Origin of the sequence: Alkalicaulis satelles (assembly GCF_008630495.1) — a bacterium.
GTDB classification, from domain to species: Bacteria; Pseudomonadota; Alphaproteobacteria; order Caulobacterales; family Maricaulaceae; genus Oceanicaulis; species Oceanicaulis satelles.
Map to the genome: position 1 here is coordinate 123,074 of NZ_VWOJ01000002.1, position 18,536 is coordinate 141,609.

An 18,536-nucleotide genomic window follows, 5' to 3' on the forward strand; every position below is an offset into this window, starting at 1 on the left:
CGCGCAGGGTCAAGATGTCAGCCTTGCAGAACCGCGATTCCGGGCAGGGTCTTGCCTTCCAGCCACTCCAGGAAAGCGCCCCCTGCGGTGGACACGAAGGTGAAATCACCCGCCACCCCCGCCCGGTTCAGCGCCGAGACGGTATCGCCCCCGCCCGCCACCGCCGTCAGGCCGTGTTCGCGGCAGCGCTTCGCGGCGAACTGGGCCGCCTCGATGGTCGCGGTGTCGAAAGGCGGGGTCTCGAACGCGCCCAGCGGGCCGTTCCACACCAGGGTGCGCGAGGCGGCCAGCGCATCGGCCAGCCGGTCCACGGTTTCCGGCCCGCAATCCAGGATCATCTCCGGGCCCTGCACATCATCCAGCTCGGCCACACGCCGGTCGGCATGCGCCTTGAACTCGCGCGCCACCACCACATCCACCGGCAGCATCAGATCGCAATTGGCTGAACGGGCCGCATCCTCGATGGCGCGGGCGGTATCCAGCAGATCGCGCTCATACAGGCTCGATCCGATGCTGTGACCGCGCGCAGCCAGAAACGTGTTGGCCATGGCGCCGCCGATGAACAGCCGGTCCACCTTGGTGGCGAGGGTCTTCAAAAGGGCGATCTTGGTGGAGACCTTCGCCCCGCCCACAATCGCCAGCAAGGGGCGCTGGGGCGCTTCCAGCGCGGCGGTGACGTGATCGATCTCGCTCTGGAGCGCCAGGCCCGCATAGCTGGGGATCAGGCGCGCCAATCTTTCCGTGGAGGCGTGGGCGCGGTGCGCCGCCGAGAAGGCGTCATTGACATAGAGATCGGCCAGTTTCGCCAGCTGGGCGGCGAACTCGGGATCATTGGCCTCCTCGCCCGCATGGAAGCGGGTGTTCTCCAGCAGCAGCACCCCGCCGGGCTGCAAGAGCTGAACTGCGCCCTCGGCGTCCGGGCCGATGCAGTCGGAGACGAATTTGACCGGCGCGCCGATGAGGTCCTCCAGCGCCGAGGCCACAGGCGCCAGCGACATGGACGGCACGCGCTGGCCGCGCGGGCGGTCGAAATGGGCCGCCAGGATCACCTTCGCCCCGCCCTCGCGCAAGTATTGAATGGTCGGCAGGGCCGCGCGCAGACGCGTGTCGTCGCTGATGCGCCCGTGCTCCATGGGCACGTTGAAATCCACGCGCACCAGGACGCGCTTGCCCGCGATATCGGCGTCTTCAATACGGCGGATCATGGCGCGCCCCCTTATGATGACGGACCTAAAGCAGCCGCCCCATCGCCACCGTGGTGTCGATCATGCGGCAGGCGAAGCCCCACTCATTGTCATACCAGGTCATCACCCGCACCAGCTTGCCGTCGATGACATTGGTCTTGTCCAGCGCCACCACCGAGGAGCGCGGGTCGTGATTATAGTCGATGGAGACCAGCGGCAGGTCATCATAGCCCAGAACGCCCTTCATCGGCCCGTCCGCGGCGGCGCGCACAGCGGCGTTGACCTCATCGGCGGTGACGGCGCGCGACGGCGTGAACACCAGATCGATCACCGAGACATTGGGAGTGGGCACGCGGATGGCCGAGCCGTCCAGCTTGCCTTTCAGTTCGGGCAGCACCTCGCCGACGGCCTTGGCCGCGCCGGTGGTGGTGGGCACCATGGACAGGGCCGCAGCGCGGGCGCGGTGCAGGTCCTTGTGGTTCCGGTCCAGGGTCGGCTGGTCGCCGGTATAGGCGTGGATCGTGGTCATGTGGCCGCGCTCGATGCCGATGGCGTCATTGAGCGCCTTGGCCACCGGCGCCAGGCCATTGGTGGTGCACGAGGCGTTGGACACGATAATGTCTTCAGCCGTCAGGGCGTCATGATTGACGCCATAGACAATGGTCTTGTCCGCATTCTTGGCCGGCGCCGAAACCAGCACCCGCTTCGCGCCGGAGCGGATATGGGCCATGGAGCCTTCCTTGGAATTGAAGGCGCCGGTGCATTCCAGGACGATATCAATGCCCAGATCGCCCCAGGGCAGCTGGGAGGGATCGCGGTTGGAGACCTTGGCGATCTTGCCGAACCCGGCGTCGATCCAGTCATCGCCCACCTTGATGTCACCCGGATAACGGCCATGCACGCTGTCATATTTCAGCAGGTGGGCATTGGTCGCGGGCGTGGAGGAATCGTTGATCGCCACCACCTGGACCTCGCCAGCGCGCTGCTGTTCCAGCACGGCGCGCAGGGCCAGGCGTCCGATGCGTCCAAATCCGGTAATCGCCACGCGAAGGGCCATGATGCTCGCTCCTCATATCCGGTGAGCGGCGCGGCTGAAGACCATGGCTTCATAGCGCCGGCTTGTCGCGGCGGGGTTTAGACGCTTCGCGCCCATGCGTCCATACGCCCCCGGCGCCGCGCCATGATCCGGCCTTGCTTCCGCCGCCATGGGCTGCAAAAACTTAACCGCTATTAACATTGGCGCGATTTTAAGGGGGCGCATTCGATGAAAGTGATCGTACTGGGCGGAGACGGGTTTTGCGGCTGGCCCTCGGCGCTGCACCTGTCGGCGCGCGGCCATGACGTGGTGATCGTGGACAATCTGTCGCGCCGAAAGATCGATGTTGAGCTGGAGGTGGACTCTCTCACCCCCGTGGCGCCCATGAGCGTGCGCCTGGCGGCGTGGAAGGAGATCTCCGGCAACACCATCGCTTTCCACGACCTGACCGTGGGCAAGCAGTATCAGGAGCTGGTCAATCTCCTCATCGCCGAGAAGCCCGACGCCATCGTCCATTTCGCCGAGCAGCGCGCCGCGCCCTATTCCATGAAATCGGCCCGGCACAAGCGCTACACGGTGGACAATAATCTCAACGCCACAAATGACGTGCTGGCCGCCATTGTGGAGACCGGGCTCGACATCCATCTGGTCCATCTGGGCACGATGGGCGTCTATGGCTATGGCACGGCGGGGATGAAAATCCCCGAAGGCTATCTCAAGGTGAAGGTGGAGGCGCCTGCAGGCCTGGTGGAGACCGAGATTCTCTACCCGGCCAATCCGGGCTCCATCTATCACATGACCAAGACCCAGGATGCGCTGCTGTTCCAGTTCTACAACAAGAACGACAGGCTCAAGATCACCGATCTTCACCAGGGCATCGTGTGGGGCACCCAGACTGAAGAGACCCGCAAGGACGAACGCCTGATCAACCGGTTCGACTATGACGGCGATTACGGCACCGTGCTCAACCGCTTCCTGATGCAGGCCGCCATCGGCTTTCCGCTCACCGTGCACGGCACGGGCGGACAGACCCGCGCCTTCATCCACATCCAGGACACGGTGCGCTGCATCCAGCTGGCGGTGGAGAACCCGCCCCAGACCGGCGACCGGGTGCGCATCATGAACCAGATGACCGAGACCCACCGGGTCAGCGATCTGGCCGGGCTGATCGCCAAGCTGACCGGCGCGGACGTGGCCTTCCTGCCCAATCCTCGCAATGAGGCGGCGGAGAACGACCTGCACGTGGAGAACGCCGCCTTCCTGTCGCTGGGCCTCAACCCCATCACGCTGGCCGAGGGCCTGCTGGAGGAGGTCACCGATATCGCCCGCAAATACGCAGACCGGTGCGACCGCACCAAGGTCAAATGCGTGTCCTACTGGAACCGCGACCGGGAAGCGGCGCAGGAGGCGGCGGCGTCCTAGCCGCCCTGTTCAGCCAGCCACGCTTCCATGCGCGCTTCGAGATAATCCAGCGGCACGGCGCCCTCTTCCAGCAGGGCGTCGTGGAAGGCGGCCAGATCAAACGCCTCGCCCAGCTCCGCCTCGCCTTGCGCGCGCAGGCGCCGGATCAGGATCTCGCCGGTCTTGTAGGCCAGCGCCTGGCCCGGCCATGAGATATAGCGCGACACCTCGTTGGTGATGTTCAGCGGCGCCAGGGCGGAGTTCTCCAGGAAGCACGCCTCGGCCTGCTCGCGCGTCCAGCCGAACCAGTGAATCCCGGTATCCACCACCAGCCGGCAGGCGCGCCACATCTCGAAGGTCAGCCGGCCGAAATTCTCGTACGGGTCCTGATAAAAGCCCATATCGAGGCCGAGATATTCCGAATACAGGCCCCAGCCCTCGCCAAAGGCGGTGATATAGCCGCGGCGGCGAAAGTCCGGCAGGCCCTCGATCTCCTGGGCCAGCGCGATCTGGTGGTGATGGCCGGGAACAGCTTCATGAAGCGTCAGGGCCGGCAGCTCGTAGAGCGGGCGCTGGTCCAGCCGGTAGGTATTGACCATATAGCCGCCCGCCCGGCCCGTTTCGGGATCGCCCGACCAGTAGCGGCCCGTGGTGTAATTGGGCGCAATCGCCGCCGGTACAGGCCGCACGCCATAGGGCAGGCGCGGCAGGCGGTTGAAGAAGGCAGGCATCTGGTCGTCGGCCTGCTTGGACAGCCAGGCCGCGCGCATCATCAGCTCCATCTCGCTTTGCGCATAAAATTTCGGATCGGTGCGCAGATACTCGAGAAACTCGGCGAAACTGCCCTCAAAACCGGTATCGGCGATCACGGTCTCCATCTCGGCGCGGATACGCTCCACTTCTTCGAGGCCTGTCTGGTGGATGTCCTCGGGCGTCAGGTCGAGGGTGGTGTGCTGTCGCACCAGGGCGGGATAGAAATCCTCGCCATCAGGCAGGTCACGCGCGCCGAGGGTCTCGCGGGCGTTGGGGATATAGGTGGAGACGAAGAAGTCGTGCAGAGCGCGCAGGGCCGGCAGGGCGGCGGTCTCGATCGCCTCCAGCGCCTCTTCGCGCAGACGTGCGCGCTCGGCCCCGGGCAGGCTGGATGGCAGGGCGTCGATGGGCATCATCAGCGCGCTGTCGGCGGCGGGCGTGATCTGCGCCTCGATCTGGTCGGCCACACCGTCGAGAATCTCGCGCGGCTGGGTGAAGCCGGTCTGCATGCCGCGCTCCATCCAGGCGCGGTGCTGGGCGAAAAAGCCCGGCAGGGCGCGGATGCGCGCAATCCAGGCCTCGGCCTCCTCCACGGTGCGCACCCGCGCGCCCATGGCGGCGAAATCGGGCGAGGTGTGGAAGCCGCTATCATTGGTGAACGGCGTCATGGCGGTGCGTGCGCGCGGCAGCTCCACCGCGGTGCGCAGGGTGTAGGAAAGCACGGCGTGGCTCGCCACATCGGTTCCGGTCAGAGCCGAGGCGTCGATCTCTGCCAGCCTGGCGTAGAAATCGGCCATGGCCGCATCCCAGCTTTCAACCGCCTCAAAGCCAGCATCGGGCCAGCGGGCCGCCGCCTCCAGATCGCCGCGCCGGGCGCGGGCATTGAGATCGCGCTCATCCAGAAACGCCTCATAATCGGCCACCAGCTGGGCGAAAGCGTCAGGCGAGGCGGACCGGGATTCAGGGGCCAGGACCGGGCTGAAAGCCAGGGCCAGGGCGAGGGCGGCGGTGCGGATCATGTCGGCGTCTCCTGCGCATCAGGGCCTTGGCGGCCCGGACTGTCGCCGGACATGACACAGCACACAGCGCCCCGGCTCAAGAGCCGGGGCGCCGAAACTCGGGGCAGACACTCCCGTCTTACCCGTCCAGCGCAGGATTACAGTCTGAATTTGACCCGGATGATTGGCATCGAATGGCCAGGCCTGATAAGGGTCACAGACCGGCGTCAGCGCAGCGGTCAATCAAGCTCGCTCTTATGATTTCACGGCCCGGCTGGACGGATTGATTTGGTCAAACTCACACCCAGCCAGCGCGCCTTCTGGTCGCGATTTCAGGCCGCTACCGGCCATGACGCAGATGCGCCGCGCTTTGTGGACGTCTTCGGTGACAGCCCGGACATGCAGGATCAGCTCGCAGCTCTGGTCATCGCTGGCGAGAAGCGCGCCAGCGCCTCTCTGAATCACTGGTATGACGACGAAACCCGGCCAGGGCCGGGCGATCTGGCGCTGATCCTGAACGGGGCTGGCGAGCCCGTTTGCGTGATCCGCACCACGCGGGTCGACATCATGCCGGTCAATGCTGTCACGGCGGAGTTCGCGTTCGAGGAAGGAGAGGGCGACAAGACGCTGGCCTGGTGGCTGGACGCCCATCGCGCCTTCTGGCGCCGCGAGGCCCAGCGCGAAGGCTTCGACTATTCAGATGATCTCGACGTGGTGTGCGAACGCTTCGAACGGGTCTGGGCGCCGGACTGATACAGCCTGGCGCCCAGCCGCCCTCACCCCGCTTCGCGGAAATTATCCACTTCCAGATCGTATTCGCGCACCTTGCGGTACAGGGTCGAGCGGCCCACGCCCAGGCGCCGGGCCACCTCGGCCATACGGCCTGAATAGGTCTCGATGGCGAAGGCGATGAGATCACGCTCGATGGCCTCCAGCGGACGCAGATGCCCGCCCGCATCCAGGATATCCACCCTCAGCGCGTCTTCATCCTCGCCCGCCTGGGACGCGTCGAACACCTCCGGGGCCGATGGCGCAGCTTCCGCCGGCGCAGGCGCATCCTCACGCAAGGTGGGGGTCAGGCCTGAAATCTGCGGGAAGTCCTCGGGCGTGAGATAATCGCTGTCACACAGCACCACCGCGCGGAACACCGCATTTTCCAGCTGACGCACATTGCCTTTCCAGGCATGGCGGGAGAGCAGGTCCATGGTCTCGCCGGTGGCGTCCAGAACCGCCTTGCCTTCCTGGGCGTTGAAGCGGGCGATGAAGTGGCGCACCAGGGCGGGGATGTCCTCGCGGCGCCTCTCCAGCGAGGGCACCTCGATGGGGAAGACATTGAGGCGGTAGAACAAATCCTCGCGGAAGGCGCCCGATTTGACCTGTTCAGCCAGATCGCGATTGGTCGCCGAAACGATGCGCACATCCACCTTCACCGGACGGCGCGAGCCCACCGGGTCCACTTCGCCTTCCTGCAGGGCGCGCAAGAGCTTGACCTGCATGTCCAGCGGCAGCTCGCCGATCTCGTCCAGGAAGAGCGTGCCGCCATCGGCCTCCTGGAACTTGCCCAGATGCTTGGCCACGGCGCCGGTAAACGAGCCTTTTTCGTGGCCGAACAGGGTGGATTCCACCAGGTTTTCCGGGATCGCCCCGCAATTGACCGCCACGAAGGGCCGGCCCGCCCGGTCGGACGCCGCTGCGATCGAGCGCGCCACCAGCTCCTTGCCGACGCCGCTCTCGCCGGTGATCAGGATCGGAATGTTGGATTTGGCCGCCCGCTCGCCCAGGCGCACCACCTGGCGCATGGCCGGGGCGCCGGCGATCATGTCGGCGAAGCCCAGCTGGCCCGAACGGGTTTTTTTCAGCCGCGTCACCTCGCCTGACAGATCCTTGACCTTGAGCGCGTTGCGGATCGACACCGCAATGCGTTCCGGGCTGGCCGGCTTGACGAAGAAGTCCACCGCGCCTGCGCGCATGGCCTTGACCACGGTCTCGATGCCGCCATGGGCGGTGAGCATGATCACAGGCAGATCGGGCTCGCGCGCCTTGATCGCCTCCAGGGTCTCGACCCCGTCCATGCCCGGCATGATCATGTCGAGCATGACCACGTCGATCCCGCCGCGCTTGACGACGGCCAGGCCCGCATCGCCGTCCTCGGCGCCCTGGAATGCATGTCCCTGCTTTTCCAGCACCGCCTGCATCAGGCGGCGCTGGGTCGGATCGTCATCGACGACCAGTACGGTCTTCGCCATCTCACCCACGCCCTTTCGGTCCCATCCACCGGGGGCGGCTTCTGCTGCGGCGCCGGCCGGGGTTTTCCCCGTGCCGGCCCCGCGGCCGTCCTCCCGTCTTGATGCGCACCGTTATGGGACATGCCCGGTAAAGATCACGTGTAAGAGCCGGTCAGAATTGGTTAGGGTAAAGAAAGAGTTAGAGATTCAGCTCCACGCCCCGGCGCCCGCCATTTGACGCGCCGCAGCACGGGGGCTAACCCTGTTCACCTTTCCTGTCCGTGTTCACGGAGCCCCGCTCATGACTGATGCTGTTCCCCTGCCGCCGCCGCTGGCGGATCTTGGCGGCGCGCCGGTGTCTGCGCCGGACTGGTTCACACACGCCCTGGCGGTTCCGTTCGAGGCCGGACGGGTGGAGCGCGAGGGCGCATCCCTGGCCTGGAAAGCCTGGGGGCGGCGCGGCGACCCGGCGCTGGTGCTGATCCATGGCGGCACGGCGCACAAGGGCTGGTGGGACGCGCTTGGCCCGTTCCTGGCGGCGCAAGGCCGGCGGGTGATCGCGCCGGATCTGGCCGGCATGGGCGAAAGCGGCTGGCGAGACGTCTACACCATGGCCGGCCACGCCGCCGACATGCGCGCGGCGGCTGAACACGCCGGCGCGTTCGAGTCGGGCAAGCCGATTTTCATCGGGCACTCGTTCGGCGGCTTCGTCACCCTTCAGGCCGTCACCGGCTTTGGCGGCGATCTGCGCGCGGCGGTGATTCTCGACAGCCCGATCCGCAAGCCCGAAAAACAGCGCGAAGGCGCGCCGCCGCGCCGCGGCGGCCGCGCCTATCCTGACCTGGCCAGCGCGCTGGCGCGCTTCCGCCTCTTGCCCGCCCAGCCCTGCGACAATCTCTGGCTGGTCGATCATGTGGCGCGCGGCTCGCTCAAACAGACCGAGGAGGGCTGGACCTGGTGGTTCGATCCCGGGCTATGGGCCAAGCTCACCTATGAGCGCCGCGACCCCGAAGCGGCCGCCAAGGCGCTGGGCTGCCCGCTGGCTTTCATCCGCGGCGAGCGCTCGGACCTGATGAACGCGGAGACCTGGGACTATATGCGCTCGGTCTTCACCCGCTCGCCCTTCGTGACGGTTCCGCTGGCGCGTCACCATCTGATTCTGGACGACCCGCTGGCGGTAACCGCCGCGCTCGACGCCCTTATCCAGGGCTGGGCGCCAGCCTGAACCCCTGCGGCGCAGCGCGGTCTTGGCGGGGGCGCCGGGCCATGCTAGACGCCGCTTCAAGACGCATGACGCCCTGCATGCAGGGCGCCCAAGACGAAGGATCCGGACGATGGCTGAAGACTACACCCGCGGGCAGATGGACATCACCCACCAGCACGACACGTTCGTGGGCGCCATGAAGGTGTCGGTGTTCATCACCATCCTCCTGTCGCTGATCGTTTTGTATCTGACCCTGGTGTTCGCCGCCGGTCAGGGCTGGGTGTCGGCGCTGATCGTTTCGCTGATCGCAGGCGGCGTATCGGGTCTCGTCCTGAAGCAGGGCGCGCTCTACTGGTTCTCGCTGGGCGTTCTGGCGGTCATCACCGTGATTTCGGGCGGGGTGACCATGCTGATCGCCGGCATGATGGCCGGCGGCCAGTAGGCGCAAGCGCACGCGGGACTTAAATCCCGTTTGCCTTTCATAAAGATTTGCGCATGCTTGGAGCAGCGGCGTTCGCCGTGCTGCCCCGTGAGATCTCATGCGCATCGCCATCCTTGCTGAAACACGACCCGGTGAAACCCGCGTGGCCGCCACGCCTGACAGCGTCAAGGCGCTGATCAAGGCCGGCGCGCAGGTGAGCGTGGAGACCGGCGCGGGCGCCCATGCCGATTTTCCTGATTCCGCCTATGAGGCGGCGGGCGCGACCCTCGCAGCGCGCAAGGCGGCGCTGAAAGACGCCGACGCCCTGTTCGCGGTGCGCCGCCCCGATGACTCAGTGATCAGCGCGCTCAAACCCGGCGCGGTGCTGGTGGGCCTGCTCGAACCCCATGGCGCGTCGGACTTCGCCGCCGTGTGCGCCAAGGCCGGGGTCAACGCCCTGGCCATGGAGTACACGCCGCGCATCACCCGCGCCCAGTCCATGGACGCGCTCTCCTCGCAATCCAATCTGGCCGGTTACCGCGCCGTGGTGGAAGCCTCTGCGCTCTACGGCCGCGCCTTCCCGATGATGATGACGGCGGCGGGCACCATTGCGGCGGCGCGCGTCTTCGTGATGGGCGTTGGCGTGGCCGGCCTGCAGGCCATCGCCACCGCCCGGCGCCTGGGCGCCATCGTGACCGCCACCGACGTGCGCCCCGCCGCCAAGGAACAGGTCGCCTCGCTGGGCGCCAAGTTCGTGGCGGTGGAAGATGAAGAGTTCAAGGCCGCCGAAACCGCCGGCGGCTACGCCAGGGAAATGAGCGAGACCTACAAGGCCAAGCAGGCCGAGCTCGTCGCCTCTCACATCCTCAAGCAGGACGTGATCATCACCACGGCCCTGATTCCCGGCCGGCCTGCGCCGCGCCTGCTGACCAAAGCCATGGTGGACACCATGAAGCCCAGCTCGGTGATCATCGACATCGCGGCGGCCAATGGCGGCAATTGCGAGCTGACCCGATCTGGCGAGGTGATTGTCCATAACGGGGTGAAGATTGCGGGCTATGGCGACCTGCCCGCGCGCCTGCCCGCAGACTCCTCCTCTTTGCTGGCGCGCAATCTGGTCCATCTCTATCCGCTCCTGCGCGCTGAAGACGGCGCGCTGGCGCCCCATTGGGACGACGATATCATCAAGGGAATGGCCCTGACCCGCGACGGGGAGGTGGTCCATCCCGCCCTCAAAGGAGACGGCTCATGAAACGCCGCTTGACCCAGATCGCCATCGCCGTGACCGCCATCGTCACGCTGAGCGCTTTCGCCGCCGCCGCGATTATCGCGGCCTGATCCAAGGCAGCCGCCAAACGGAGCCCCGCATGGACGCCGTCGATCCCAATGTTTTCCGCCTCGCGATTTTCGTGCTCGCGGTCTTTGTCGGCTATTACGTGGTGTGGTCGGTGACCCCGGCCCTGCATACGCCGCTGATGAGCGTGACCAACGCCATCTCCTCGGTGATCATCGTGGGCGCGCTCATCGCTGCGGCCGCGGCTACCGCCAGCGAAGGCGCGCAATTCGCCAAGGGGCTGGGCGTACTTGGGGTGTTGCTGGCCAGCATCAATATCTTCGGCGGCTTCCTGGTCACCCAGCGCATGCTGGCCATGTACAAGAAGAAAGACAAATCTGCGGGCAAGACCTGACCGGTCACTCCTCACGGCCCGTTTCCCGCCCTTTGCGCTGCTCCCGGTGAAAGACTTCCGCCATGTCCGCTGATCTCGCCGCCCTTCTGTATCTGGTATCCGGCATATTGTTCATCCTGGCCCTGCGCGGCCTGTCGAGCCCGGAAACCTCGCGGCAAGGCAATTATTTCGGCATGGCCGGCATGGCTGTGGCCGTGACCACCACCCTGCTGGTGGTGGATCTCACAGGCATGGGCATTCTCCTGATCATTGGCGCAGTGGCCATTGGCGGGGGCATTGGCGCGTTGATCGCCCGGCGCATCGCCATGACGGCCATGCCCCAGCTGGTGGCCGGTTTCCACTCACTGGTGGGTCTGACCGCCGTACTGGTCGCCGCCGCCGCGCTCTATGAACCCGAAGCCTTCGGCATCGCCGCGCCGGGCGGCGGGCTCAAGGCCCTGTCCCTGGTGGAGCTGTCTCTGGGCACGGCCATCGGCGCCATCACCTTCTCCGGCTCGGTCATCGCCTTCATGAAGCTGCAAGGCGTGATGAGCGGCGCGCCCATCGTGTTCAAGGGCCAGCACTGGCTCAATCTGGGCCTGGGGATCGCGGCGGCCATATTCATCGTCTTCCTCACCGCCTCGGGCGGCCAGGCCAAGACCGCCTTCTGGATCATCACCATCATCGCGCTGGTTCTGGGGGTGCTCCTGATCATCCCCATTGGCGGCGCCGACATGCCGGTGGTGGTCTCGATGCTCAATTCCTATTCGGGATGGGCGGCCGCCGCGCTGGGCTTCACGCTGGAGAACACCGCCCTTCTGATCACCGGCGCGCTGGTGGGCTCGTCGGGCGCGATCCTGTCCTACATCATGTGCAAGGGCATGAACCGCTCCTTCATCTCGGTGATCCTGGGCGGGTTCGGGGCCGACACTTCGGCGGCCGGCGCTGACGCTGGCGTGGACCGGGCCGTCAAGTTGGGCTCGGCGGACGATGCGGCCTTCATCATGAAGAATGCAGGCAAGGTCATCATCGTGCCCGGTTACGGCATGGCTGTGGCCCAGGCCCAGCATGCGCTCAAAGAGATGGCCGACACCCTTAAAGAAGAGGGCGTGGACGTGTCATACGCCATCCACCCGGTGGCGGGCCGCATGCCCGGCCATATGAACGTGCTGCTGGCTGAAGCCCAGGTGCCCTATGACGAGGTGTTCGAGCTGGAAGACATCAATGCCGAGTTCTCCACCGCGGACGTGGCCTTTGTCATCGGCGCCAATGACGTGACCAACCCGGCCGCCGAGGAAGATCCCTCCAGCCCCATTTACGGCATGCCGGTGCTGCAGGTGTGGAAGGCGCGCACGGTGATGTTCGTCAAGCGCTCCATGGGCTCGGGCTATGCCGGCATCGAAAACCCGCTCTTCTTCCGCGACAACACCATGATGCTGCTTGGCGACGCCAAGAAGATGAGCGAATCCATCGTCAAGGCGCTCGATTAAGACCTAGGCGCCGTCCAGCACCGGAAAGGCGGTGCTGGTCTTGATGGTCTCCATGGAGAAATGGCTGGAGACGTCATTGAGATCGGCGATCTGGATCAGCTCCTTATAGATCGCGTCAAAGTGCTCCATGTCGCGCGCAGCGACCTTGATGAGATAATCGGTCTCCCCGCTCATGCGGTGAAACTCCAGCACGTGATCCATCTCCGACACGCCGCGCGCAAAGCGCTCCAGCCAGCGCTCATTGTGCTGGTTGGTCTTCACCGCGATGAAGGCGATCAGCTTCAGTCCCAAGGCGCGCGGATCGGCCAGCGCCACCTTGCCCCGGATCACACCCGCCTCGGTCAGCCGCTTGACCCGGCGCCAGCAGGGCGTCTGAGACAGGCCCACCCGCTCGGCCAGCTCGGCCACCGGCATGTCGGCGTCACGCTGCAGCCAGTGTATGATCTTGCGGTCGATAGAATCCAGTTTGTGAGCCATCTTGAGAATAATATTCCAAGTTCTGACGCTTATGCGCATGACTTTAGGTGAAATTTCTAGCCGGATTGGGGCATGATTCCCAGCGTTGATTTTCACGTGGGGAAACCGGCATGATCAAGCGCGCCTTCACAGAGCATCCCGCCTCGGTGGGGGAGAGCTATGGCGAGCATCTGGCTCAGGCGTCCTCATTCGGATTCGCCATGATCGGCGCAGGCCTCGCCTGCCTGATCCATGGGCTCCTGCCCTTCCTGTTCGTGAAAACCGGATCACGATGCATTGAGGGCCTGCATCAGCGCATGGTCACCCATCGCGACCGGCGCCAGTCTGCCGGGGCTTCAACCGCTTCCGCCCCCACCCGCCAGCCTGGACAGGCGTGAGTCCGCCCGCTGGGCCCGGCGGCGCCCTGAAAGACGACACGGCCTTGACCTCCTCCTGGCGGCCCGCCGCCCTCGCCGCTCTCCTGCCTGGACTTTTGATCGCGCTGGCGCTGGCTGGCGCGGCTGTGCTTGCGTCACGCTATACGCCGGCCTGGCTGGGCGCGCCGGCCATGGCGCTGATAGCGGGCATTGCCTTGCGGCTCATGATGGGCGGCGCGCCAGCGATCGCCATGCCGGGCCTGAGCGCCGCCTATGGTCCCATACTGAAAGCCGCCGTGGTGCTGCTGGGCTTGCGCCTGGGCGGCGAGGAGCTGGCGGCGCTGGGCTGGAGCGGCGCCGGGCTCGCCATCGCGGCCGTGGCCGTGGGCTTCGCCGCCACGCTGGCGCTGGCGCGTGTGATGGGCGTGGACCGGGACATGGCCAGGGTTATGGCGGCGGGGATTTCCATCTGCGGCGCCTCGGCGGCGCTGGCCGCAGGCGCAGCCCTCAAGGCGCGCCAGGAGGCCGTGACCACCACCCTGGCGGCCATCACCCTGATCGGCGGCATCGCCATGGTGCTGATCCCGGTGATCGCCCACAAGCTGGGCATGGCGCCGGTCAGCGCCGGCATCTGGGCGGGCGCTTCCCTGCACGAGCTGGCCCACGCCACCGGCGCCGCCGCCGCACTGGATGAAGAGGCCAGCGCGCCGGGCGTGGGCGCCAAGCTGGTGCGCGTGGCCATGCTGGCGCCCGTGCTTATGCTGCTGGCGCCCGGCGGCGCCAATGGCAAGCAGGGGCTGGCGCGCCTTGTCCCGCCTTGGTTCGTCACCGGATTTGTGATCGCCGCCCTGATCGCCTGGCAGGCGCCCTTGCCGGACGGACTGACCAGCGCCAGCGCCCAGCTCGCCGCGCTGTTATTCTGCGCCGCGCTGGCGGGACTCGGCCTCGCCATTGATCCGCGCGGCATTCTGCGCGCGGGCTGGCGGCCCATCGTTTTGTGCGCGCTGGCCTCGCTGGTCCTTCTATCTGCGACCTTTGCCGGCGCCTGGTTCCTGATCTGAGGCTTGCGCCGCTGCCCGGTTCAATGGGACGCTTGGCGCCATGATCCCTGACGCTCCGCTCACGCTCCCATGAAGCGCGCCGCCTTCATCGCCAATCCGCGCAAGTTCAGCGGTCCGGATGGCGCGGCCCGCCTGGCCGCCCTGAAAGACGCCTGCGCGCTGGAGCTCATGGGCGTGTTCGAAGATGACGATCCCCTCGCCGCCGCCCGCAAGGCGATCGAGGCCGGCGCCAATGTGATCGTCACGCTGGGCGGGGACGGCACGGCGCGGGCCGGCGCCCAGGCGCTCCATGATTGCGGCGCGGGCGATGACGGCCCGTTCCTGGTCCCGCTGCCTCTGGGCACCGCCAATCTCCTGCCCAAACGGATCTATGGCCAGGCGGGCGCCGAGGCGATCCTGGCCGGGTTGGCGGACGCGAAGCCGGGCCGGCTGGACGCCGGGCTGATGGACGCTTCGGTTTTCCTGATCGCAGCAGCGGCCGGCTTTCCCACAACGTTTGCAAGGGCGCGTGAGGCGATCCGTGATCCGCGCCGCCCCCACCGGCTGCGCGATGCGATGAGCCGGGCCGTGGCCGGCATGGTGCATTTGTTTGGCCCGCGCCTGCGCTTCCGGGCCGATGGCGGCGGCGCGGTGCGCCTGCGCCAAGCCAGCGGGCTGATGGCGGCGGTGGAGCCGCGCGCAGGCGCGTTGTCGCTGGTGGCGGTCAATCTTACCAGCCCGCTTGATCTGTGGGGTGCGACCCTGGAAACCTTCGTGGAATCAACACGGGAGATCGGCGGACATGTCCATGCCGGTCAGGCCCGGGCGCTCAGGATCTGGTCGCGCCGCCCCATCCCGGTGATGCTGGACGGTGAGCCCCAATACGCAGGCACGCGCCTGTCAGTGACCTTCGCCCCCGCGGCCATCCCCCTGCTTTTGCTGGAAGACGCCTGAGCCGCACTTTTCTGCTGGACACGATATAAACATATCTTTATATCTCATCGCGCGCCGATTTGAGCTTCAGCTTGCGGGCGCGGAACAAATGCGGCTAAAGCGAAGCGATTGGATGAACAGCGCCCTCGGGCGCAATGAGGTCTGATCGCATAAGTCTGGACGCCGTCCCTGTTCCCTGCGTGCGCAAGCCCCACGCCCGACCAGGAGACCGCCATGACCGCCCCCCTCAAAGCCCTCACCCAACCAGAAGCCTCCCTGGAGGCGCGCCTTGCGGCCCGACGGGTCCTGCGCCCCCTGCGCACGGTGGTTCTGGGCTGCGGCGTTGTGGGCGGCGGGGTGATTGAACGCCTGCCCCGCCCGCTCGTGCTGACAGGCATTCTGGCGCGCACCCCCCGGCCCGCCGGCGCTTTTCCCGCCCCGGTCTTCACCAATGCAGACGCCCTGTTTGAGACGGCGCCGGAGCTGGTGATCGAAGCCCTGCCCGGCGGAGATGAAGCTGAAGCCCTGCTCGCCAGGGCCGCCGGGGCCGGCTGCCATATCGTCAGCGCCAACAAGGACGTGGCCGCGCGCCGGCCCGACCTGATCCGCGCGGCGCGGGCGCAGGGGCGGGCCTTTGCATACTCGGCCGCTGTTGGCGGCGGGGCGCCGGTGCTGGAGACCGTGGCGCGTCTGGCCGCATCCGGGGCGGGCGTGGCGCGTGTGCGCGGCGTGCTCAACGGCACGTCCAATTACGTGCTCGACCGTCTGTGGGAGGGCGACAGCCTGGAAGCGGCCATCGCCGGCGCCCAGGCGGCGGGTTTCGCCGAGGCCGACCCGAGCGCCGATCTGGACGGTCTGGACGCGGCCAACAAGCTGGCCCTCATCGCCCGCGAGGCCTGGGGCGCGGATCTCGACCCGGCGGCCATCAAACGCGAATCCATCCGCGAGCTGCCCGCAGGCGCAGCCGCAGCGGCGCGCCGCCAGTCCCGGCGCCTGCGCCAGGTTGGGCTGCTGGAGCGGTCCGGGGCGCGCGTCACAGCGCAGGTTCGCCTTGAGGCGCTGGCCGAAACCGACGCACTGGCGCGCACGCGCGCAGAAGGCAATTGCGTGGTCCTGAGCCCTGAGCGCGGCGCCCAGGTGATCGTGGCGGGCAAGGGCGCGGGCCGTGCGCCCACCGCGGCCAGCATCATTGGCGATCTCAACCGTCTGATCGAGGCCCACTGTTCATGAGCGCCGCCGTCCTGAAGCCCCCCCTCGCCCCCTGGCCGGTGGAGGATCTGGTCTGCGGCTATGGCGCGCGCAGCGGCGGCTGGTATGAGGCCACGGGCCGGCTGGCGGGCGCAGCCGAGGGACCGGCCGCCATCGTGCTGGGCGGGATTTCGGCCGGGCGCAGACTGCTGGACGATGCGGACGGGCCGGGCTGGTGGCCGGGCGTCGCCGGACCGGGCGGCGCGCTCAATCCGCGCACGGGCCGCTTTCTGAGCCTGGATTTTCTGGGCGAGGCCGCCCGGCCCTTCCCCAGTGTGGAGGACCAGGCCGACGCCGCGCTGGCGCTGGCTGATGCGGCGGGACTGGACCGCTTCACCCTGGTCGGCGCCAGCTATGGCGGCATGACGGCGCTGGCCATCGCCGCCGCTGCGCCTGAACGCGTCATCCGCGCCGACATATTGTGCGCCGCCGCCCGCCCCCATCCCATGGCCACGGCCTGGCGTGCGATCCAGCGCGAGATCGTGCATCTGGGGCTGGAGACCGGACGGGGCGCCGAAGCGCTCGATCTCGCCCGGCGCCTGGCCATGACCACTTACCGCACGCCTGAAGAGTTCGCCGCGCGCTTTGACGGGCCTGAAGCCGTGCAATCCTATCTGGCCGCGCGCGGCGGCGCCTGGGCGCGCGAGACCCGGCCCGAGCGCTTTCTGGTCCTGTCCCAGTCCATGGATGCGGTGGATATTGCGGTGGAGGCGATAGCCGTCCCCGTGCGCTTCCTGGCGATCAATTCCGACCGGCTGGTCCCGCCGGAGGACGTGGAGGCCGCCGCCGCGCGCATGCCCCGCGCCAGCATCACCCGGATCGACAGCCTTTACGGCCATGACGGCTTCCTGAAAGAAACCGAAGCGGTCAACGCCTTCCTGCGGGGCGACGCATGACCCGGTTCAGCACCCGCGCAGCGCGCGCCGGCATCAATGCCGACCCCGCCCATGGCGCGGTGGTGGCCCCGGTCAGCCTGTCAGCGGCATACCGCCGCGATGACCCGGCTGCGCCCGGCCCGTTTGATTACGCCCGCACCGCCCATCCCGGCCGCGACCTGCTGGCGCGCACCCTGGCCGATCTGGATGGCGCGTCGGGGGCGGTGGTCACCGCCTCGGGCATGGCCGCCATCGATCTGGTGCTCAATGATTTGCCCATTGGCGCGCGTATCGTATGCGCCCATGACTGCTATGGCGGCACGCGCCGGCTGTTTGACGCCCGCGCGCGCCAGCGCGGCTTTGATCTGGTCTATGCCGACTGCACCGATCCTGAGGCCTTGTCAGAGGCTCTCAAGCCGGGCGCGGCGCTGGCGTTTTTCGAGACCCCGTCCAATCCGCGCCTGCGCATCACGGACCTGGAAGCGGCCTGCGCGCTGGCCCGCAAGGCGGGCGCAGTGAGCGTGGTCGACAATACCGTGCTCTCGCCCGCCCTTCAGCGCCCGCTGGAGCTGGGCGCGGACATCGCGCTGGCCTCCCTGACCAAGCTGATCAACGGCCATTCGGACATGGTGGGCGGGGTTGTGTGCGTGCGCGAGGCGGAGCTTGCCGAACGCCTGTCCTGGTGGGCCAACGCCGCTGGCACGGGCGGGGCGGCGTTTGACGCCTTCCTCGCCCTGAGAGGCTTGCGCACCTTGCCAGTACGTGCGCGGGTGCAGTCAGAGGCCGCTCTGGAGCTGGCTTCGCGCCTCAACGCCCACAGGGGTGTGGCGCGGGTGGATTATCCCGGCCTCAAGGGCCATCCCGGCCACGCCATCGCCGCACGCCAGCAGGACGGGTTCGGCCCGCTCCTGAGCTTTGAGCTCTCAACTGGAGTGAAGGCCGCCCATCAGCTGACGCAGCGCCTGTCGCTCTTCACCCTCGCCCAGTCGCTGGGCGGAACCGAATCGCTGGTGGCCATCCCCGCCCTGATGACCCATGCGGCCATGAGCCCCGAGGCGCGCGCGCAAGCAGGCGTGGGCGACGGACTGGTGCGCCTGTCGGTGGGGCTGGAGCATGTGGACGATCTCTGGGACGATCTCGCTGAAGCGCTGGAACACCGGGCCTGAGAAAGCGGGCTTCGCGCGGCGTGCAAGCCGGTTAGACTGTCCGGCGAACACACCAGACAGGG

The 18,536-nt window shown here is 67.3% G+C and carries 18 protein-coding genes; 13 read left to right on the forward strand and 5 right to left on the reverse strand.

The genetic code is table 11. The annotated features are described in order from the left end of the window. Positions 1 to 17 precede the first annotated feature (17 nt). Positions 18 to 1,205: a phosphoglycerate kinase gene (locus F1654_RS06280; protein WP_150022679.1), complete on the reverse strand. Its 1,188-nt coding sequence runs from the start codon at positions 1,203 to 1,205 to the stop codon at positions 18 to 20. Between the two features lie 25 nt (positions 1,206 to 1,230). Then, a complete protein-coding gene (gene gap / locus F1654_RS06285) occupies positions 1,231 to 2,241 on the reverse strand; it encodes a type I glyceraldehyde-3-phosphate dehydrogenase (RefSeq protein ID WP_150022680.1) in 1,011 nt (336 codons plus the stop codon). A 207-nt stretch (positions 2,242 to 2,448) separates the two neighbouring features. Here gap and F1654_RS06290 point away from each other — a divergent pair, with 207 nt between their 5' ends. Continuing rightward, entirely contained in the window at positions 2,449 to 3,642 is a 1,194-nt protein-coding gene (locus tag F1654_RS06290) for an NAD-dependent epimerase/dehydratase family protein (protein WP_150022681.1), read from the forward strand. On the opposite strand, the gene F1654_RS06295 is transcribed toward F1654_RS06290, so the two are convergent. Beyond that, a complete protein-coding gene (locus F1654_RS06295) occupies positions 3,639 to 5,393 on the reverse strand; it encodes a DUF885 domain-containing protein (protein WP_150022682.1) in 1,755 nt (584 codons plus the stop codon). The genes F1654_RS06290 and F1654_RS06295 overlap by 4 nt on opposite strands. Before the next feature lie 267 nt (positions 5,394 to 5,660). Between F1654_RS06295 and F1654_RS06300 the strand changes: the two genes are divergently transcribed. Next, positions 5,661 to 6,125 (forward strand): ASCH domain-containing protein, encoded by a 465-nt coding sequence (locus F1654_RS06300; protein WP_150022683.1) that lies wholly within the window; start codon positions 5,661 to 5,663, stop codon positions 6,123 to 6,125. A 23-nt stretch (positions 6,126 to 6,148) separates the two neighbouring features. Here F1654_RS06300 and F1654_RS06305 read toward each other — a convergent pair whose 3' ends face one another. Further along, positions 6,149 to 7,618: a sigma-54-dependent transcriptional regulator gene (locus F1654_RS06305; protein WP_150022684.1), complete on the reverse strand. Its 1,470-nt coding sequence runs from the start codon at positions 7,616 to 7,618 to the stop codon at positions 6,149 to 6,151. 280 nt (positions 7,619 to 7,898) lie between these two features. Between F1654_RS06305 and F1654_RS06310 the strand changes: the two genes are divergently transcribed. From F1654_RS06310 to F1654_RS06330, 5 genes are all read left to right on the forward strand, one after another. Continuing rightward, positions 7,899 to 8,822: an alpha/beta fold hydrolase gene (locus tag F1654_RS06310; RefSeq protein WP_150022685.1), complete on the forward strand. Its 924-nt coding sequence runs from the start codon at positions 7,899 to 7,901 to the stop codon at positions 8,820 to 8,822. A 109-nt stretch (positions 8,823 to 8,931) separates the two neighbouring features. Then, positions 8,932 to 9,243: an aa3-type cytochrome c oxidase subunit IV gene (locus F1654_RS06315; RefSeq protein ID WP_150022686.1), complete on the forward strand. Its 312-nt coding sequence runs from the start codon at positions 8,932 to 8,934 to the stop codon at positions 9,241 to 9,243. 97 nt (positions 9,244 to 9,340) lie between these two features. Continuing rightward, positions 9,341 to 10,474, forward strand: coding sequence for a Re/Si-specific NAD(P)(+) transhydrogenase subunit alpha (locus F1654_RS06320; protein WP_150022687.1), 1,134 nt, complete (start codon positions 9,341 to 9,343; stop codon positions 10,472 to 10,474). Positions 10,475 to 10,589: 115 nt separating this feature from the next. Next, the gene (locus F1654_RS06325; protein WP_150022688.1) at positions 10,590 to 10,910 is read left to right on the forward strand and encodes a proton-translocating transhydrogenase family protein; all 321 of its coding nucleotides are present in this window, start codon (positions 10,590 to 10,592) and stop codon (positions 10,908 to 10,910) included. 62 nt (positions 10,911 to 10,972) lie between these two features. Then, positions 10,973 to 12,379, forward strand: a complete 1,407-nt coding sequence (locus tag F1654_RS06330; protein WP_150022689.1) for an NAD(P)(+) transhydrogenase (Re/Si-specific) subunit beta — start codon at positions 10,973 to 10,975, stop codon at positions 12,377 to 12,379. A 3-nt stretch (positions 12,380 to 12,382) separates the two neighbouring features. Here the strand turns inward: F1654_RS06330 and F1654_RS06335 are convergent, their stop codons facing one another. Beyond that, entirely contained in the window at positions 12,383 to 12,844 is a 462-nt protein-coding gene (locus F1654_RS06335) for an Lrp/AsnC family transcriptional regulator (RefSeq protein ID WP_150023366.1), read from the reverse strand. A 122-nt stretch (positions 12,845 to 12,966) separates the two neighbouring features. Between F1654_RS06335 and F1654_RS06340 the strand changes: the two genes are divergently transcribed. The 6 genes from F1654_RS06340 (at position 12,967) to F1654_RS06365 (ending at position 18,474) form a co-directional block, all read left to right on the forward strand. Beyond that, on the forward strand, positions 12,967 to 13,233 hold the full coding sequence (locus tag F1654_RS06340; protein WP_150022690.1) for a DUF6356 family protein: 267 nt from the start codon (positions 12,967 to 12,969) through the stop codon (positions 13,231 to 13,233). A 44-nt stretch (positions 13,234 to 13,277) separates the two neighbouring features. Next, positions 13,278 to 14,273: a YeiH family protein gene (locus F1654_RS06345; RefSeq protein WP_199200485.1), complete on the forward strand. Its 996-nt coding sequence runs from the start codon at positions 13,278 to 13,280 to the stop codon at positions 14,271 to 14,273. Positions 14,274 to 14,342: 69 nt separating this feature from the next. Beyond that, a complete protein-coding gene (locus tag F1654_RS06350) occupies positions 14,343 to 15,206 on the forward strand; it encodes a diacylglycerol/lipid kinase family protein (protein ID WP_150022692.1) in 864 nt (287 codons plus the stop codon). A 213-nt stretch (positions 15,207 to 15,419) separates the two neighbouring features. Beyond that, entirely contained in the window at positions 15,420 to 16,415 is a 996-nt protein-coding gene (locus F1654_RS06355; protein WP_150022693.1) for a hypothetical protein, read from the forward strand. Beyond that, positions 16,412 to 17,329 carry an alpha/beta fold hydrolase gene (locus F1654_RS06360; protein ID WP_150022694.1) on the forward strand — a complete coding sequence of 306 codons (918 nt, stop codon included), beginning with the start codon at positions 16,412 to 16,414 and terminating at the stop codon, positions 17,327 to 17,329. The genes F1654_RS06355 and F1654_RS06360 overlap by 4 nt, the downstream gene beginning before the upstream one ends. Then, positions 17,326 to 18,474, forward strand: a complete 1,149-nt coding sequence (locus tag F1654_RS06365; protein WP_150022695.1) for a trans-sulfuration enzyme family protein — start codon at positions 17,326 to 17,328, stop codon at positions 18,472 to 18,474. Before F1654_RS06360 ends, F1654_RS06365 begins: the two co-directional genes overlap by 4 nt. Positions 18,475 to 18,536 lie beyond the last annotated feature (62 nt).

Excerpts from the sequence above, each read along its gene's own strand:
- F1654_RS06280 (WP_150022679.1), bottom strand. The coding sequence starts at position 1,205 with ATGATCCGCCGTATTGAAGACGCCGATATCGCGGGCAAGCGCGTCCTG.
- gap (WP_150022680.1), bottom strand. The coding sequence starts at position 2,241 with ATGGCCCTTCGCGTGGCGATTACCGGATTTGGACGCATCGGACGCCTG.
- F1654_RS06290 (WP_150022681.1), top strand. The coding sequence starts at position 2,449 with ATGAAAGTGATCGTACTGGGCGGAGACGGGTTTTGCGGCTGGCCCTCG.
- F1654_RS06295 (WP_150022682.1), bottom strand. The coding sequence starts at position 5,393 with ATGATCCGCACCGCCGCCCTCGCCCTGGCCCTGGCTTTCAGCCCGGTC.
- F1654_RS06305 (WP_150022684.1), bottom strand. The coding sequence starts at position 7,618 with ATGGCGAAGACCGTACTGGTCGTCGATGACGATCCGACCCAGCGCCGC.
- F1654_RS06310 (WP_150022685.1), top strand. The coding sequence starts at position 7,899 with ATGACTGATGCTGTTCCCCTGCCGCCGCCGCTGGCGGATCTTGGCGGC.
- F1654_RS06315 (WP_150022686.1), top strand. The coding sequence starts at position 8,932 with ATGGCTGAAGACTACACCCGCGGGCAGATGGACATCACCCACCAGCAC.
- F1654_RS06320 (WP_150022687.1), top strand. The coding sequence starts at position 9,341 with ATGCGCATCGCCATCCTTGCTGAAACACGACCCGGTGAAACCCGCGTG.
- F1654_RS06325 (WP_150022688.1), top strand. The coding sequence starts at position 10,590 with ATGGACGCCGTCGATCCCAATGTTTTCCGCCTCGCGATTTTCGTGCTC.
- F1654_RS06330 (WP_150022689.1), top strand. The coding sequence starts at position 10,973 with ATGTCCGCTGATCTCGCCGCCCTTCTGTATCTGGTATCCGGCATATTG.
- F1654_RS06340 (WP_150022690.1), top strand. The coding sequence starts at position 12,967 with ATGATCAAGCGCGCCTTCACAGAGCATCCCGCCTCGGTGGGGGAGAGC.
- F1654_RS06350 (WP_150022692.1), top strand. The coding sequence starts at position 14,343 with ATGAAGCGCGCCGCCTTCATCGCCAATCCGCGCAAGTTCAGCGGTCCG.
- F1654_RS06355 (WP_150022693.1), top strand. The coding sequence starts at position 15,420 with ATGACCGCCCCCCTCAAAGCCCTCACCCAACCAGAAGCCTCCCTGGAG.
- F1654_RS06360 (WP_150022694.1), top strand. The coding sequence starts at position 16,412 with ATGAGCGCCGCCGTCCTGAAGCCCCCCCTCGCCCCCTGGCCGGTGGAG.
- F1654_RS06365 (WP_150022695.1), top strand. The coding sequence starts at position 17,326 with ATGACCCGGTTCAGCACCCGCGCAGCGCGCGCCGGCATCAATGCCGAC.